This is a genomic window from Aneurinibacillus migulanus (assembly GCF_001274715.1).
Lineage (GTDB): Bacteria > Bacillota > Bacilli > Aneurinibacillales > Aneurinibacillaceae > Aneurinibacillus > Aneurinibacillus migulanus.
Map to the genome: position 1 here is coordinate 619,797 of NZ_LGUG01000004.1, position 12,939 is coordinate 632,735.

The following is a 12,939-nucleotide window of genomic DNA, read 5'->3' on the forward strand; positions in this document are numbered from 1 at the left end:
ATGGGCATAACACCCGAAAGATTCGCTACACACCTTGCTCAATTACTAAAGGAAAGAGAAAACCCTTCATTCATTGGGATTCAAATAGGTGTTGTATCTAAACCTTTACCTGATATCGAAATCAAACTAGGTGAAGAAATAGAACTTGATAAAACAATGTTAATCTTTGCTGAACATATACTTAAGCACAATCGAAAAATGAAGATCACTTCTTCATCAGCTAATCTTTCGCATTCAAAAAATGCAGGTGCAACCTCTCAAGAACTTGATCCACCATACAAACATTCACATGATATAGCTGTAGCAAACGGTTCGTTTTCTCTATCTGATTCGGACGTTGAATATCTTGATGAATTAAAAGTCGGTGATGAAGTCATTATTATGGCAGCACAGGACCAACAAATTTATTATGTGATAGATAGGGCGGTGAAGTTTGAATGATACCTCAAATGCCGAATCCTGATGAATTATTAGAAGAAATCGAACAGCAGCAAGCTGATGAAATAGATTTAGGCACAGGATTTTTATTTGATTTTAAGAACAATCAATTTGTAATTCAGAATGGTCGTCGCGTTGAATTGAACGATATTGAAGCCGTAAAAATGTGGATGACAAAGATACTCTTAACAGAAAAATATCAATATGGTATTTATGCTAACTACCCAGATGCGCCGGAATTTGAGTATGGTACTTTAACGGAGTTTTGCATTGGTCGGGTGATAACTGATGATATGCGTATGCAGTTACAAGAGAACATCGAAGCTTCAGCCACCCGACACCCAAGGGTGGCTTTTTTATCGGAGTGGAGATTTGAAAAAGACGAAGATCGATTAACAGTATACTTCCGTGTAAACCTAGTCGATGAGCAATCGTTTGATATGGAGGTGCCACTCTATGGAAATGGATGACGTAGTATCAATTCCTGATTTTGAAATTGAGGAAATCGATGAAATACATGAGGGAATGCTTGAAAATGTCAATCCCCGATATGATAAGACAGAGGGGCAGTTTGTATGGGATGAAACCCGACCTTTCGCAAATGAATCCCATAAACTTCAAGTTATAATAGAGAATTTCTATTTCAACAGTGTTATCAACTCTTCCATGGCTTCTCAACAATTAACACTACGCACTAGAGAATTTGGTGTAGATCGAAAACTCGCCGTACCAGCAAAAGGAGCTATTAACTTCACAGGAGAAACAGGCACGCCTATTCCAGCCGGAACTATCGCTCGTTACATAGGAACGGATGATGTTCTGGAATATATATCAACAGAAGAGGCAACGATTTCAGCAGGGGAAGCTAATGTGTCATTTGAATGTACAACACCGGGTGCTATAGGAAATATTCCAGCAAACTCATTACAGTTAGTTGAGGATATACCTGGGATAGATGCAATAGAGCACGATGCTTTTACAGGAGGCGTAGACGAGGAATCGGACGAAGCGTTACTCAAGCGTTTTTTAGAAGAGGTACGCAATCCGGGTATCTCTGGGAACCCTGCACACTATCGACAATGGGCTATGTCCCGCCCGGGCGTTGCTGAATGTAGAGTATATCCGGTCTGGAATGGTGGTGGTACAGTCAAGATTGTTCTATTAGACGAGAACGGAAAGGCACCAGCGCAAAGTGTTATCGACGATGTACAACAGTACATTGAGTCTGTTTGTCCTATTGGTGCAGATCCGACGGTTGTTGGTGTAAACGAGGTGTTGATCAATATCGAAGCGCGTATACAACCAGCTTCCAATGCCGATATCGAAACGATTCGTCAGCAATTCATCCCGGCTGTACAGGAATATTTAAAGAGTCTTGCTTTTAAAGACCCGCTGGTTCGTTGGACTCGTATCTCAAACCTATTAGGAGATATCACAGATATAATCGATTACGAAAACCTGACCGTGAACGGCGGCACAGCAAACATTGAAATGAAAAATGAAGATGTAGCTGTTTTGGGTGAGGTGAATTTCTATGAGTGAAGCTTATGAACGTATGATGAAAATGCTTCCTGTTCGATATCGAGAAGATGACTCTACTCAGAATATAGAACGAGCAGGGGCGTTGAAAATAGATGAACTAAATGCAGTTGCAAATGATGTTTATGCTCAATCTTCTCCAAGCACAGCCACATGGGGGATCGCTAACTGGGAAAAGATACTCGGTATTCCGGTTGATGAAACCAAACCTTTACAGGAACGCCGAGAGCGTGTACTTGCTAAGATGCGTTTTTCTGAAACGGTAACAAAGGAAACGATTCGTAAAGTAGTAAGCGCATGGTTTGGCGAAGAAATAGGCGTTGTAGAACGGTTTGCTGATTACGAAGTGATGATCGAATTTCTTTTCGATCAAGCAGTCGGAAAGAACTTTACGGATGTTATCGATACATTACGCGAACTTCTTCCGGCTCATCTGAACTTCGGATTTGCGCCTAGCCTAAAAGAGTATGTAAGTATTAACGAGAGGGCTACCGTAAATATGCGTCGTTATCATAGAATCGGAGAGTTTCGTATCGGCATGAGTTTTACGAAATATCAAAACGAGGTGGAGTTAACGTGAATATAGCGTACTTAACACGTGTAGCAAGAGATTTATATATGCGAGCTTCCACCGTTGTCGTAAATAGCGAACATACAGTTCCAGTAAAATCTGCGCATCAGGACGGAAGTAACGTAGTGATTATCGCCGAACCTATTCGTGGAGTTACGCAGATTACGTCGTTGCGTTTGTTAGACGAACAAGGCGGACTTATTACGGAGAAAATGGGAAGTATCGATGTGACCGATAGGCAGGCGCTAGAGTTTACGTTTCGGTTCGAAGTAAAAGGAGGAACGATAGATGGCGTATAACCCTAAACTTGATTGGAAATACAATAACGACGTAACAGAATCGGATGCGAATCGTTGGGAACGAGGTATCTATGACGCACACCTTATGTTAAGCGAACATGCAGCAGCCATAGCCGCCCTTCAAATCGATGTGAAATCAGTAAAAGACGCCTTATTCAACAATTTTACGGATAACATCTTTACAGAGAACCTAGATACATTGACGGATGTTCAGGTCATCAGTGGATGGTATGACGAGGTAAATAAAAGGCTGGTGGTATAATGGCGAACGGAGATTTGATTAAATTTGGCACACTATATTTAGGTGGAGTTAAACAAGCGCGTCCAACTCGACCGTGGACGGGTGTTACAAACGTACCCATACCTCCTGGAGCGTCCGATTATGGCGATATCCCTAGTTATAATAATACCTCCAAACCCGTTATTGAAATTCGTGATACGGATACAAATGATGCTTATAAAATCCAATGGCGAGAAGTCACTGTCGATGGTAAAAAACTGTTAATCTGTGATAGGGTTATATTAATTAATATCACATGGAACGATCTTAATACTTATGGACTGATTTTCGGAAAGACATTTACAATAGATGGTCGGCAATGTAAATTACGTGTGCTTACTGGCGGAGAAACTTACCGTTCGAACGGAGATCCATTCTCTGGTGGTACTCCAACGAGCAATGAGTGGGATCGAATTATTACAAACGAATCGAATTTTAGCGGCCTTCCCAAACCATCAACAAGTGATTTGGATACAAATAAAGACGAAAATGATATGAATAGCGTCCACAATAAATTTTGGAATTGGTACTACATTTATTCTTTTTGTCAAGAGGCATTCGATAAGGATAATAATAAACGTCCAGTACGTGGCTACCATTCTGCTCGTTATTTAGATTGGTCTAGCCCTTCTGGTTACGGCGTTTCTACTGGTTGGCGCCCTGTCCTTGAGATTTTAAACTCTATCCCTACTCTCACGCTTTCAACTCAGAATAATATCACATTATCTGAAGGAAATATTCTTCCGATAACTGGTAGCGCATCAGACACCGACAACGGTGATGTTGTAACTGTCAAATACAAAATTAATAGCGGAACAATACGGAATATCACATCGGGCGTTGTCAATGGCACGCCTCTTTCTTTTGCCAAAAACCTTACGTTCAGTGGTAAACGACTCCGCGACGGATCTACAGAAGTCACCGTTGACTTGGCCGAGAATGTGGACCATACACTTACCGTTTGGGCAGAAGATGACAAAGGCGGAAAGTCAGCGGAAGTCACACGTAAATTCCGCGTTATCCATAACCGTCCACCTGTCATCTCCGGAACCAACGAGGATTTAGGAACGATTCAGGCGATACCATCTAAAACCTATACCGTAACCGAACCAGAAGGGGATGCCTTTACTGTTACTGAGAAAATCGATGGGAAGGTCATACGCTCTTTCGCAGGTGTAGCCGGACAAGAAAACACCATTACCATTCCTCATGACATGTGGATACGACTGCAACCAGGGGTACAACACACCCTAGCTGTTGAAGCAACCGACAGTAAAGGGATGACGTCATCACGTACCTATACGTTTGTCCGGCAGGAAACCAAGCTCGAATTCAAACTAAAGAATCCATTTGTCACCGATATTGCCGCCAAGTCTTGTCACCCTCGATGCGGTGGTCCCAAACGGAGCGACAATGAAAATCGAAGCATGCAACAACGCCTTTGATGCCTCTCCTACCTGGGAGGATATAACGAATCATGTCCGGTTTAATCGCGGTTTTCTTTTTACGAATACCGAGAAGACAGCGGCACAATGGGGTGTAGACATACGGTTTGTATTTGAAAAAGGGACAGCGACCAGCCAAGTTATTGTGAATGGATTCGGGGGTGCGTTCGATTGATCATCATCAATGAAAAACCACTATCACAAATCGAAAAAGAGCGAGCAGAAGAAAAAGCACCGTTAGTTAAGATGGGACAGGAGTTGGCGCAATTAAAAATTGAAAACATGCAGAAAGATACGATCATTCAAACACTTGGACAGGAACTAGCTAAAGTCAAGATAGAGCTTATGCAGTTGAAAGGAGGTGAGTAAACATGGCATTCTGGATTTTAGCATATAACATGAAATGGGTAACAAAAGATCAACTTCGTCTTGCAGTAAAAACAGAGAAGAATCCATTTGGCGAGATTACGCCAGAGGAATTCAAAATAATCACAGGTGAGGATTTCATAATCACCGTATAACAAACGTCTTTCCTAAATGGAGAGGCGTTTTTATTTGGGAGCTTCGGCTCCCTTTTTATATAAGGGGGAGGTTTGTCATGCCAGATGTTAAGGTAGCTCAACAAATCGCAGAATCACAAGCAGCATTCGGGATACTCTTTGTCATTCTTTTTCTTGTCTCTATCACAGCAGTAGCGTTTGTATTCAAGGACTTGAAACGAGAAAACAAGGAACGAGAACAAGAATTAAAAGACTTAGTTGCTGAACAGAAGCAAGAAAGTAAAGAACGAGAATTAAAGCTTATGGATCATCTTGAAAGAACGAACGATAGTCACGAAAGAACATCTGAGACATTGGAGAAAATTCAGCACGGTCTTGCTACGTTAGAAGCAAGCGTCAAAGAAATGTGGATTGAAATTAAACATCTAAAAAGGAGTGGAGGACAATGAGTAAAATCGTAGTTGTTGACCCGGGACACGGACTACCCGATCCGGGAGCAGTAGGCAATGGTCTACAGGAGCATGAACGCGCTTTCGCATTGGCTAAGTTGGTTCGTGATGTACTAACCCGACACGGTGTAACTGTTCTATTCACACGGAACAACGAACGTTCACTTTCAAGTGCTTCAAACCTTAAAACGAATAAAAACGAGGACTTGTCAACGCGACAACGATTCAGTAACAGCAAGGCAACTGACTTCTTCTTGTCTCTTCATATGAACGCGGCAGACAATCCTTCCGCTAATGGATACGAAACCCTTTGCTACTCGCAGAACGGACAAATTGAAGCCCTACATGCCTCTGTCAAAGTGTTCCTACAGAAGTATGGACTAAAAGACCGAGGAATCAAGATACGAACAAATCTAGCCGTGTTAAAAGTCAAAGCAAAGGCCGCCCTACTCGAATGCTTTTTTATAACCAATCCCAAAGAAGCAGCGTTAATGAAAGATGCTGCTTTTTTACTTGAGTTCGCAGAAGCCATTGGACAGGGTGTACTTAAAGCTATCGGTATCGCCTATGTGCCAGTAAATAAGCCGGTAACTAAACCTAAGGAGGAAGTTAAATTGAAAATTGACGATGCAAACAAAGTAATTCGTATCTTGCAAGATAGATGGAACGCTTCTACAGATGCAAACGAGAAAAAAGAGATCGGGCGCCTTGCTGATGAGGTACGAGTAGCCGCTGGAATGAAGAAGGTGAATGGATAATGAAAGAACGATTGAAAGATCCTTTCTTATTGGCTGGATTTGGTGGATTGTTGTATCAGATTTTGAACGCAAGAGGAATCATTGTTCCTCCTGACCTTTGGGATTTAGGATTAGATCTTATTAGTTATGCTTGCATTGGCGTCGGTATCTGGGTATACAGGAAAAACAAAAGAAAAATAATCAAACTTCCCACCGTCCATTTGGATAGTGGGATTTTTTTCTTGAATCTATATTTTTATATTTACAAAAATACATAATTATGATATATTATATGTAGGGGATGAAATAAGCCCTGCCCCGGAAAGGGGGGTATACAGTTGGATAAGGAAGAGCTTGCTTTATGGACGGGCGTTGCATCACTCGCCCTAACAGCGGCAAACATCGTTATTGCACTTCTTGTTTTGGAAGAGAAAATCGACCAAAGAAAAGAACGTCGCAAGAAGAAAAAAGCCGCTAAACGTAAAAAGGCTCCTAAGCGCCGGACACGCTAGAAGCCAGTAGCAAGGCAGGCCGAGTGCAATACTCGGTCTGTACTTCCCTATTCATCTTATACGCTTATTTTACATCCCCTATACCTAAAAGTAAAGCGAGGTATCCCTATGAACGTGTATTGGTTCGCTTTCATCTCAGCTATACTCGCTCTTGGTTCTTCACTTGTTGTTTTGTTTCTTCTTTTCAGTAAGCGCAAAAGAAAGGAACGTAAATAAATGGCAAAGAAAACACGCACATATAGACTTCACGAGGAAACTATCGAACTTCTAAAAGCTTGGTCATTCATTACCGAGAAAGATCAACAGGATATTTTAGAAGAAGCGTTTTTAGAGTATGCAAAGCAACACCCGGAACTTCACGAAAAAGCAAAGAAGGTTATCGAAGCTGTAAAGTGATAGAAGGGGTTAAGAAGAAAGGAGCCTCCCATCATCCGGGAGGCTGTATACTTAGTTTGTTTTTATAAATTTAGCAACATACTTTTCGCGTTCTTCCTTTGTAAAGTAAACCTGAACTACTTTCGTTCTCCACTTATCTAAAGATTCATCATTATGTATTTCATCAAGATTGATATTAAAATATTCTTCAATTGTTTTTCTGTTTACTTCTACATGATACTTTTTCCCGTTATAATTAACTGTCATTTTCACATCATTTAAACTGGGAAATTCACGTAATAAACGAAGTGGTTCTTCCATTAAAACTTTGTTTATTTTATCACCAGTTCCCCAATAATCATCAAACAATTGTTTTGTCATTTTATCTTTAGGATGAAGTTTTTTATGTTCCTCGAAATCAGCATATACAACTTCAGCAACAGAATCGTTTGCTTTCGCTTCTTTGATAAGCGTTCCACCTGCTAGTTTTGGCGCGTATTCATTAAAGCGTTTTATTTCTGATTCTGACATTACTCTTTCACTTTTGCTCTCTCCTTGAGTTTGTTCTGTGGTGGTTGATTTGTCATTAGGCAAAAGAGCAAATAGGACAATAATTAATACAATAAATATACCGAACACCGTAAAAATCTTTTTGTTTATTCTCTTGCGTTTTTCTAAATCCATACAAATTCTCCTTTTTATATATTTTACGTTTAATTATAGCATCGGTTTTGTTTGTTTTTCTTGTTAGTTTCAATGTGAGATGATTTATCTGTTTAAAACTAACTTTTGAACAGCGCACTGAGATATAATACTCCATTCCCCGATTGTAACTAAATATGATAATAAAAATGAAGTGGAGTGGAGTTCATAAGTGTATATAAAGACACAAAGAAAAGCCCAGATGATTCTAGGCTTTTTGTTTTGTAATATTGTAAAGCTTCCTTATTATATAGTGGTTTTCTGATATGTAGCGAAAAAGTGGTTTAGGTATCAATTCTAAACAGTATACTATAGCATAACAGATGACTTGTGATTTAGTTTAAAGATTGGGTGATACAAGAAAGTGAAAAATATTGTATCGTAGGTATATAATTCGTGTGAGTGGTAAATGCATTTGTTAACGCGAAACTAAAAGTGGAATATATACTTCATTGTTCTTAGCTTGCCCCCTTTTTGCCCCCATTTCCCTGAAGAGGTATGAAATAAAATTAAACGTAAACTGAATAAAATGGCGAAATCTACATAGTTGGTATAGCTTTTGAAACGCTTTAAAACGCTTCTTTAATCCAGTTCGAAATGGAAGGTTCTATTGGTTAACACAAAAACGCAAAAAACTCCCAAACGAATGGTTTGGGAGTTTTTTTGCGTGAAAATCGAAAATTGATGATTAGAAATAGGAAAAAGAAATGTATGATATGATAATAAGAAAATAAGAAAGATATATAATGATATGTTTTCACATTGGAGTGGATAAAAAAGTGGGTTGGTTCATTCTGACGCTTATTGGTATTGCAGCTGGTACATTTGGGAGTTTGCTTGGGCTAGGAGGAGGGATTATTCTTGTACCCGCCTTGTTTTATTTGTCCAACTTCATTCCGGGAGTACCCGAAATAACACCTCAGCTTGCGATAGGTACATCGCTTATGCTTATTATTATTACAGCGTTGTCCTCAAGTATTAGCTATGCCAAGCAAAAGTTAATTGATGTTTCAAGCGCCTTTTTATTTTTTATAGGCAGCGCACCGGGAGCTATTATCGGTGCATGGCTCTCCTCTTTTTTCGACAAAGATTCCTTTAACCTGTATTATGGAATTTTCATGCTCTTTATGCTTGTTCTTTTGTCATATCGATCAAAGCTTGCCATAGGCAAGGAAAATCGGTGGAAAACGACGAAAACATATACGGATGTAAGCGGCCAGGTGTATACATATGGATATTCTAAACCGGTTGCAATTAGCATTGCACTGGTAGTTGGTATCTTGTCGAGTGTATTCGGTATCGGCGGAGGCGCGTTGCTCGTTCCTTTTCTCCTTGTGATGTTTCGGTTTCCGCCGCATGTGGCTGCAGCCACTTCCATGTTCGTTATTCTGTTGTCTTCGCTTGTCGGCAGCATCACACACATTACACTTGACCATATCGTATGGAGCGCAGTCATTGCCATTGCGCCAGGTGCTTGGATTGGAGGGCTTTTAGGAAGCCGACTGTCACGCAAGCTTTCAGGCAAATGGCTGGAAAGAATTTTGCGTTTTGTTCTGCTTTTGATTGCCGTGCGTATGCTTTGGCAAGGACTACTATGAGATAAGGAGGAGATACGGTGGAAAAAGGGGAAGGTATCCTACACATTCTGCATACGAACGATTTGCATAGCCATTTCGAATGGATGGGGCGCATTGCTGCCGGATTGAAAACGATGCGGCTTACGTTGCAGGAAAGAGAAGAAACTGTAGTTACCGTTGACTTGGGCGATCATATGGATAGGGCACATCTGAAAACGGAAGCGTCCTGGGGGCAGGCCAATATTGATGTGCTGAACGAAACAGGATATGATTTGGCAACCATCGGCAATAATGAAGGATTGACTTTCCCCCGGATAGAGTTTGATCAACTGTACCGCAACGCTGCTTTTCCTGTCATCTGTGCCAATCTGTTAGATGCAAAAACAAAGCAAATCCCTCCTTTTCTCAGCCCTTATATTATTCAGCAATACGGTGACCTAACTGTCGGTTGGATTGGCGTTACAGCGTCATTCCCTTCAGTCTATGAGTTGTTGGGGTTAACCGCACTTGTACCTGAGGAAGTCGTAGCTAAATATGTAGCGGCTATTCGCGCGCGTGTTGATCTTATCGTTATTCTTTCGCATATTGGATATGGTCGGGATGTTGAAATGGCCCGCAGTATCAAAGGAATCGACATTATTTTAGGCGCACATACCCATACATATTTGGCGGAAGGAGAGCGGGTAGAGAATACGCTCATCTGTCAGACCGGGAAATTCGGGCAATACATCGGTCATGTAACTGTAACATATGATAGACAGACAAGGGTTATACGGAAAATGCATGCCAATTGCTTGCCGACCCGGCTGTACAAACCAGATGAAAAGGTGGAAGAAGTAATCGAGCGACACGGGGAAATGGCTGAGAGCATTATGGGAGAAGTCATCACTAGTTTAAAGTCTGATCTTCCTGTATCATGGGAAGAAGAGTCACCGCTGTCTAACCTGTTGGCGGATGGATTACGCTCATGGGTAGATGCAGAAGTGAGCTTTGTGAACTCTGGGACACTCTTGTTTTCTTTGCGAAAGGGGGAGGTTACCCGTAAAGACTTACTGTCTTTGTGTCCTCACCCGATTAATCCCTGTAGAATGAAGCTAAAAGGAAATCAGTTGCTGGTGATTCTGGAAGAAGCGTTAGATGTGTCGGTTATCCGCAGGGAAGTGAATGGATTTGGCTTCCGTGGCAAAGTTATCGGCTGGTTAAGCATAGATGGAGCTGAAGTGTATTACGACCGACATGCTCCTATCGGACAGCGCATTAAACGTGTAGAAATACAGGGGATTCCGCTGCAAGCAGATCGATTGTATACGGTCGGTACGATTGATATGTTTACGTTTGGCATTATATTCCCGATGTTCAAACAGGGAACGGAAAAACAGTTCTATATTCCGGAATTCTTGCGGGATGTATTGCGAAAACAGCTACAGGACGAAAAGGAATTACAGAAATCTGCACGCAAGCGTTGGCATGAGATATAAGCGGGATATACTAGAAAAAACCGCATTAGTATTATAGAAGAGCGTGTTCAAAAAGGAGGATAAACAGAGCCGTGAAGTTCAAGGCGCGGCAGGTCCGGGCAGCGGAGCGTAGATGAGACTACGTGAGCAGCGGAGGCGCAATGCCATGCAGAAATTCGCAGCTCTGTTTCCCAGACTTTTTGAACATCCTCTAGAAGTGAAAGGGGTAATCAGATTTTATGAAGCTAGTCAATGACATTTATAACATGTATCGTGATAAGTTAACGGGTGATGAAGAGGACGTGACAGCCATCGTTATGGGGCTGCTACATGGACAAAGTAAAGAGGAATTAATGCAATGGATTCAGGAGATGCAGGATACGGAGATTTATCAGATGCTTGGGCTGTATTTGATGGAGATGCTGCGTGTGAAGATGGCGGAGGAAGGCGTAGGGAGCGTACGACCGGAAAACACCCGTCAGCACCGCTACCATTAAGGAGTCACCGGGTCCGCGCCATTTACATACTGTAAAGAGAGACGGAAAGGGGTAAGGAGGGCAAAAGAATGATTGAGATGAAACCGCTTGTGCTTGATGGTCATCAAGTGACCGCGATTTCAGTACAGTTACCAAAAACCAACCTTTTAATGGTTACAACGGAAAGAGGATATATCATGTGCGGTGCACTTGATGTGGGCCTGTTGAATGAACGTCTTGCCGACCGGGGTATTATTGCAGGAAGAGCACTCGGTGTGCGTACCATCGAACAATTGCTTGAAGCGCCACTTGAATCAGTCACCGTAGCGGCTAGAGAGATAGGAATCGAACCGGGTATGAAAGGAAAAGACGCGATTATTGCAATGCTGTAGCTTTCCTCTGGAAAGCTCTTTTTTTAGGTCGATTTCCTAAAGTAGCATATGTATAATGAGAAAAAGATACTAGAGGACGTGAGGAGCTAATTACGTATGCGACTAATTTCGATTCAACGATGCCAGGCCGGCATGGTTTTGGCGCAGCCAATTTGTACGGATCAGGGAACAATACTGCTCAATACGGATATGGAATTGACAGAGCATATCATTGAGCGACTCAAACAAAAAGGGGTTTACACATTATACATACAAGATGAAGCGACGGAAGATCTGGAAGTAGAAGAGATCGTATCGCCAGAGACGAGGCGTGCAGCTGTAAAAGTCATTTATCAGGGATTTTCGGAGATTATTCATGCAGAGAAGAAATGGAAATCTCGTCTTTCTCCCAATACTATTACAGCTTTCCGTAATGTATTCGAGTCGATTCTCGGCGATTTGAAACGTAACCGCAAAGCATTGGGACTATTGAGTGATATGTACATTCAAGATCATTATGTATATGCACATTCGCTGAATGTTGCTATTTATGCTGCTGCAGTTGGTCTTCAATTAGGGTATAACGATAAAGAGTTGCTTGAACTCGGAATAGGTGCGATGCTGCATGATATCGGAAAGCTGATGATTCCTGATGAAATCCTGCATAAGCCCGGCCGGTTAACAGATGATGAGTTTTCTATTATGAAAAAGCATACGGAATACGGGTTTGATTATTTACGACATCAGCAGGGCATTCCGCTGTTGGCGGCACACTGTGCATATCAACATCATGAACGCATGGATGGATCCGGGTATCCTCGTGGACTAAAAGGGGAGGATATTCATAAATACGCACGTTTACTTGCAGTATGTGATGTATTTGATGCGTTGACAACAAACCGTGTATATCGCGAAGCGATGCTTCCACATAATGCCATGGAGATTATTTTTGGCGGAACGGGGACCCAATTTGAGTCAGAGGTTGTAGAAGCGTTCCGCAGGACGGTTGCTATTTATCCGGTCGGCCTAACCGTCACGCTAAGCAATGGCGCCACCGGCATTGTGGTGGACTATAACCGCAATTTGCCTGCACGTCCGATCGTACGTGTGATTAAGCACGAAGATGGAGACAAGGCAGAGCCGTATTATGAAATCGATCTCTCCAAGGAGCTAAATATAACGATTGTGCAGTGTGACACAATTTTGTAATA

At 41.7% G+C, this 12,939-nt stretch carries 21 protein-coding genes; 20 read left to right on the plus strand and 1 reads right to left on the minus strand.

From position 1 onward, the window contains the following. The 15 genes from AF333_RS04695 to AF333_RS04760 all read left to right on the plus strand — a co-directional run bounded on the left by AF333_RS04695 (position 1) and on the right by AF333_RS04760 (position 7,166). Positions 1 to 441, plus strand: a complete 441-nt coding sequence (locus tag AF333_RS04695) for a DUF2577 family protein (RefSeq protein ID WP_043065033.1) — start codon at positions 1 to 3, stop codon at positions 439 to 441. Continuing rightward, positions 438 to 908: a DUF2634 domain-containing protein gene (locus AF333_RS04700; protein WP_052811926.1), complete on the plus strand. Its 471-nt coding sequence runs from the start codon at positions 438 to 440 to the stop codon at positions 906 to 908. Before AF333_RS04695 ends, AF333_RS04700 begins: the two co-directional genes overlap by 4 nt. Further along, positions 895 to 1,980 (plus strand): baseplate J/gp47 family protein, encoded by a 1,086-nt coding sequence (locus tag AF333_RS04705; protein WP_052811924.1) that lies wholly within the window; start codon positions 895 to 897, stop codon positions 1,978 to 1,980. Before AF333_RS04700 ends, AF333_RS04705 begins: the two co-directional genes overlap by 14 nt. Beyond that, on the plus strand, positions 1,973 to 2,557 hold the full coding sequence (locus AF333_RS04710) for a putative phage tail protein (protein ID WP_053432653.1): 585 nt from the start codon (positions 1,973 to 1,975) through the stop codon (positions 2,555 to 2,557). The genes AF333_RS04705 and AF333_RS04710 overlap by 8 nt, the downstream gene beginning before the upstream one ends. Beyond that, on the plus strand, positions 2,554 to 2,847 hold the full coding sequence (locus tag AF333_RS04715) for a hypothetical protein (protein WP_043065032.1): 294 nt from the start codon (positions 2,554 to 2,556) through the stop codon (positions 2,845 to 2,847). The genes AF333_RS04710 and AF333_RS04715 overlap by 4 nt, the downstream gene beginning before the upstream one ends. After that, positions 2,837 to 3,109 carry a hypothetical protein gene (locus AF333_RS04720; protein WP_043065031.1) on the plus strand — a complete coding sequence of 91 codons (273 nt, stop codon included), beginning with the start codon at positions 2,837 to 2,839 and terminating at the stop codon, positions 3,107 to 3,109. The genes AF333_RS04715 and AF333_RS04720 overlap by 11 nt, the downstream gene beginning before the upstream one ends. 350 nt (positions 3,110 to 3,459) lie before the next feature. Further along, complete coding sequence (locus AF333_RS04725) at positions 3,460 to 4,572, plus strand: hypothetical protein (RefSeq protein ID WP_235496101.1); 1,113 nt, start codon at positions 3,460 to 3,462, stop codon at positions 4,570 to 4,572. Continuing rightward, positions 4,541 to 4,747, plus strand: a complete 207-nt coding sequence (locus AF333_RS04730) for a hypothetical protein (RefSeq protein ID WP_053432655.1) — start codon at positions 4,541 to 4,543, stop codon at positions 4,745 to 4,747. The genes AF333_RS04725 and AF333_RS04730 overlap by 32 nt, the downstream gene beginning before the upstream one ends. Beyond that, positions 4,744 to 4,941, plus strand: a complete 198-nt coding sequence (locus AF333_RS04735; protein ID WP_043065030.1) for an XkdW family protein — start codon at positions 4,744 to 4,746, stop codon at positions 4,939 to 4,941. The genes AF333_RS04730 and AF333_RS04735 overlap by 4 nt, the downstream gene beginning before the upstream one ends. Positions 4,942 to 4,943: 2 nt before the next feature. Further along, positions 4,944 to 5,093: an XkdX family protein gene (locus AF333_RS04740; RefSeq protein ID WP_043065029.1), complete on the plus strand. Its 150-nt coding sequence runs from the start codon at positions 4,944 to 4,946 to the stop codon at positions 5,091 to 5,093. Positions 5,094 to 5,170: 77 nt separating this feature from the next. Then, positions 5,171 to 5,521: a hypothetical protein gene (locus tag AF333_RS04745; protein WP_052811919.1), complete on the plus strand. Its 351-nt coding sequence runs from the start codon at positions 5,171 to 5,173 to the stop codon at positions 5,519 to 5,521. Further along, positions 5,518 to 6,279, plus strand: a complete 762-nt coding sequence (locus AF333_RS04750; protein ID WP_043065028.1) for an N-acetylmuramoyl-L-alanine amidase family protein — start codon at positions 5,518 to 5,520, stop codon at positions 6,277 to 6,279. Before AF333_RS04745 ends, AF333_RS04750 begins: the two co-directional genes overlap by 4 nt. Further along, positions 6,279 to 6,536, plus strand: a complete 258-nt coding sequence (locus AF333_RS04755) for a hypothetical protein (RefSeq protein WP_053432656.1) — start codon at positions 6,279 to 6,281, stop codon at positions 6,534 to 6,536. The genes AF333_RS04750 and AF333_RS04755 overlap by 1 nt, the downstream gene beginning before the upstream one ends. A 60-nt stretch (positions 6,537 to 6,596) precedes the next feature. Beyond that, entirely contained in the window at positions 6,597 to 6,770 is a 174-nt protein-coding gene (locus AF333_RS33450; RefSeq protein WP_021624893.1) for a hypothetical protein, read from the plus strand. A gap of 216 nt (positions 6,771 to 6,986) precedes the next feature. Continuing rightward, entirely contained in the window at positions 6,987 to 7,166 is a 180-nt protein-coding gene (locus AF333_RS04760; RefSeq protein ID WP_043065026.1) for a hypothetical protein, read from the plus strand. A gap of 51 nt (positions 7,167 to 7,217) precedes the next feature. On the opposite strand, the gene AF333_RS04765 is transcribed toward AF333_RS04760, so the two are convergent. After that, the gene (locus tag AF333_RS04765) at positions 7,218 to 7,829 is read right to left on the minus strand and encodes a hypothetical protein (RefSeq protein WP_052811916.1); all 612 of its coding nucleotides are present in this window, start codon (positions 7,827 to 7,829) and stop codon (positions 7,218 to 7,220) included. 785 nt (positions 7,830 to 8,614) lie between these two features. On the opposite strand from AF333_RS04765, the gene AF333_RS04770 reads away from it, so the two are divergent. From AF333_RS04770 to AF333_RS04790, 5 genes are all read left to right on the plus strand, one after another. Next, positions 8,615 to 9,445, plus strand: a complete 831-nt coding sequence (locus tag AF333_RS04770) for a sulfite exporter TauE/SafE family protein (RefSeq protein WP_235496111.1) — start codon at positions 8,615 to 8,617, stop codon at positions 9,443 to 9,445. Positions 9,446 to 9,462: 17 nt separating this feature from the next. Next, entirely contained in the window at positions 9,463 to 10,902 is a 1,440-nt protein-coding gene (locus AF333_RS04775; RefSeq protein ID WP_043065025.1) for a bifunctional metallophosphatase/5'-nucleotidase, read from the plus strand. A 218-nt stretch (positions 10,903 to 11,120) separates the two neighbouring features. Further along, on the plus strand, positions 11,121 to 11,378 hold the full coding sequence (locus tag AF333_RS04780; RefSeq protein ID WP_043065024.1) for a DUF6154 family protein: 258 nt from the start codon (positions 11,121 to 11,123) through the stop codon (positions 11,376 to 11,378). A 68-nt stretch (positions 11,379 to 11,446) separates the two neighbouring features. Next, positions 11,447 to 11,749, plus strand: a complete 303-nt coding sequence (locus tag AF333_RS04785) for a YunC family protein (protein ID WP_043065023.1) — start codon at positions 11,447 to 11,449, stop codon at positions 11,747 to 11,749. 96 nt (positions 11,750 to 11,845) lie between these two features. After that, positions 11,846 to 12,937, plus strand: coding sequence for an HD-GYP domain-containing protein (locus AF333_RS04790; protein WP_043065022.1), 1,092 nt, complete (start codon positions 11,846 to 11,848; stop codon positions 12,935 to 12,937). Positions 12,938 to 12,939 lie beyond the last annotated feature (2 nt).

Coding starts and splice junctions, on each gene's coding strand:
- AF333_RS04700 (WP_052811926.1), top strand. CDS start 438: ATGATACCTCAAATGCCGAATCCTGATGAATTATTAGAAGAAATCGAA.
- AF333_RS04780 (WP_043065024.1), top strand. CDS start 11,121: ATGAAGCTAGTCAATGACATTTATAACATGTATCGTGATAAGTTAACG.
- AF333_RS04765 (WP_052811916.1), bottom strand. CDS start 7,829: ATGGATTTAGAAAAACGCAAGAGAATAAACAAAAAGATTTTTACGGTG.
- AF333_RS04760 (WP_043065026.1), top strand. CDS start 6,987: ATGGCAAAGAAAACACGCACATATAGACTTCACGAGGAAACTATCGAA.
- AF333_RS04720 (WP_043065031.1), top strand. CDS start 2,837: ATGGCGTATAACCCTAAACTTGATTGGAAATACAATAACGACGTAACA.
- AF333_RS04740 (WP_043065029.1), top strand. CDS start 4,944: ATGGCATTCTGGATTTTAGCATATAACATGAAATGGGTAACAAAAGAT.
- AF333_RS04790 (WP_043065022.1), top strand. CDS start 11,846: ATGCGACTAATTTCGATTCAACGATGCCAGGCCGGCATGGTTTTGGCG.
- AF333_RS04785 (WP_043065023.1), top strand. CDS start 11,447: ATGATTGAGATGAAACCGCTTGTGCTTGATGGTCATCAAGTGACCGCG.
- AF333_RS04745 (WP_052811919.1), top strand. CDS start 5,171: ATGCCAGATGTTAAGGTAGCTCAACAAATCGCAGAATCACAAGCAGCA.
- AF333_RS04755 (WP_053432656.1), top strand. CDS start 6,279: ATGAAAGAACGATTGAAAGATCCTTTCTTATTGGCTGGATTTGGTGGA.
- AF333_RS04750 (WP_043065028.1), top strand. CDS start 5,518: ATGAGTAAAATCGTAGTTGTTGACCCGGGACACGGACTACCCGATCCG.
- AF333_RS04710 (WP_053432653.1), top strand. CDS start 1,973: ATGAGTGAAGCTTATGAACGTATGATGAAAATGCTTCCTGTTCGATAT.
- AF333_RS04695 (WP_043065033.1), top strand. CDS start 1: ATGGGCATAACACCCGAAAGATTCGCTACACACCTTGCTCAATTACTA.
- AF333_RS04705 (WP_052811924.1), top strand. CDS start 895: ATGGAAATGGATGACGTAGTATCAATTCCTGATTTTGAAATTGAGGAA.
- AF333_RS04730 (WP_053432655.1), top strand. CDS start 4,541: ATGAAAATCGAAGCATGCAACAACGCCTTTGATGCCTCTCCTACCTGG.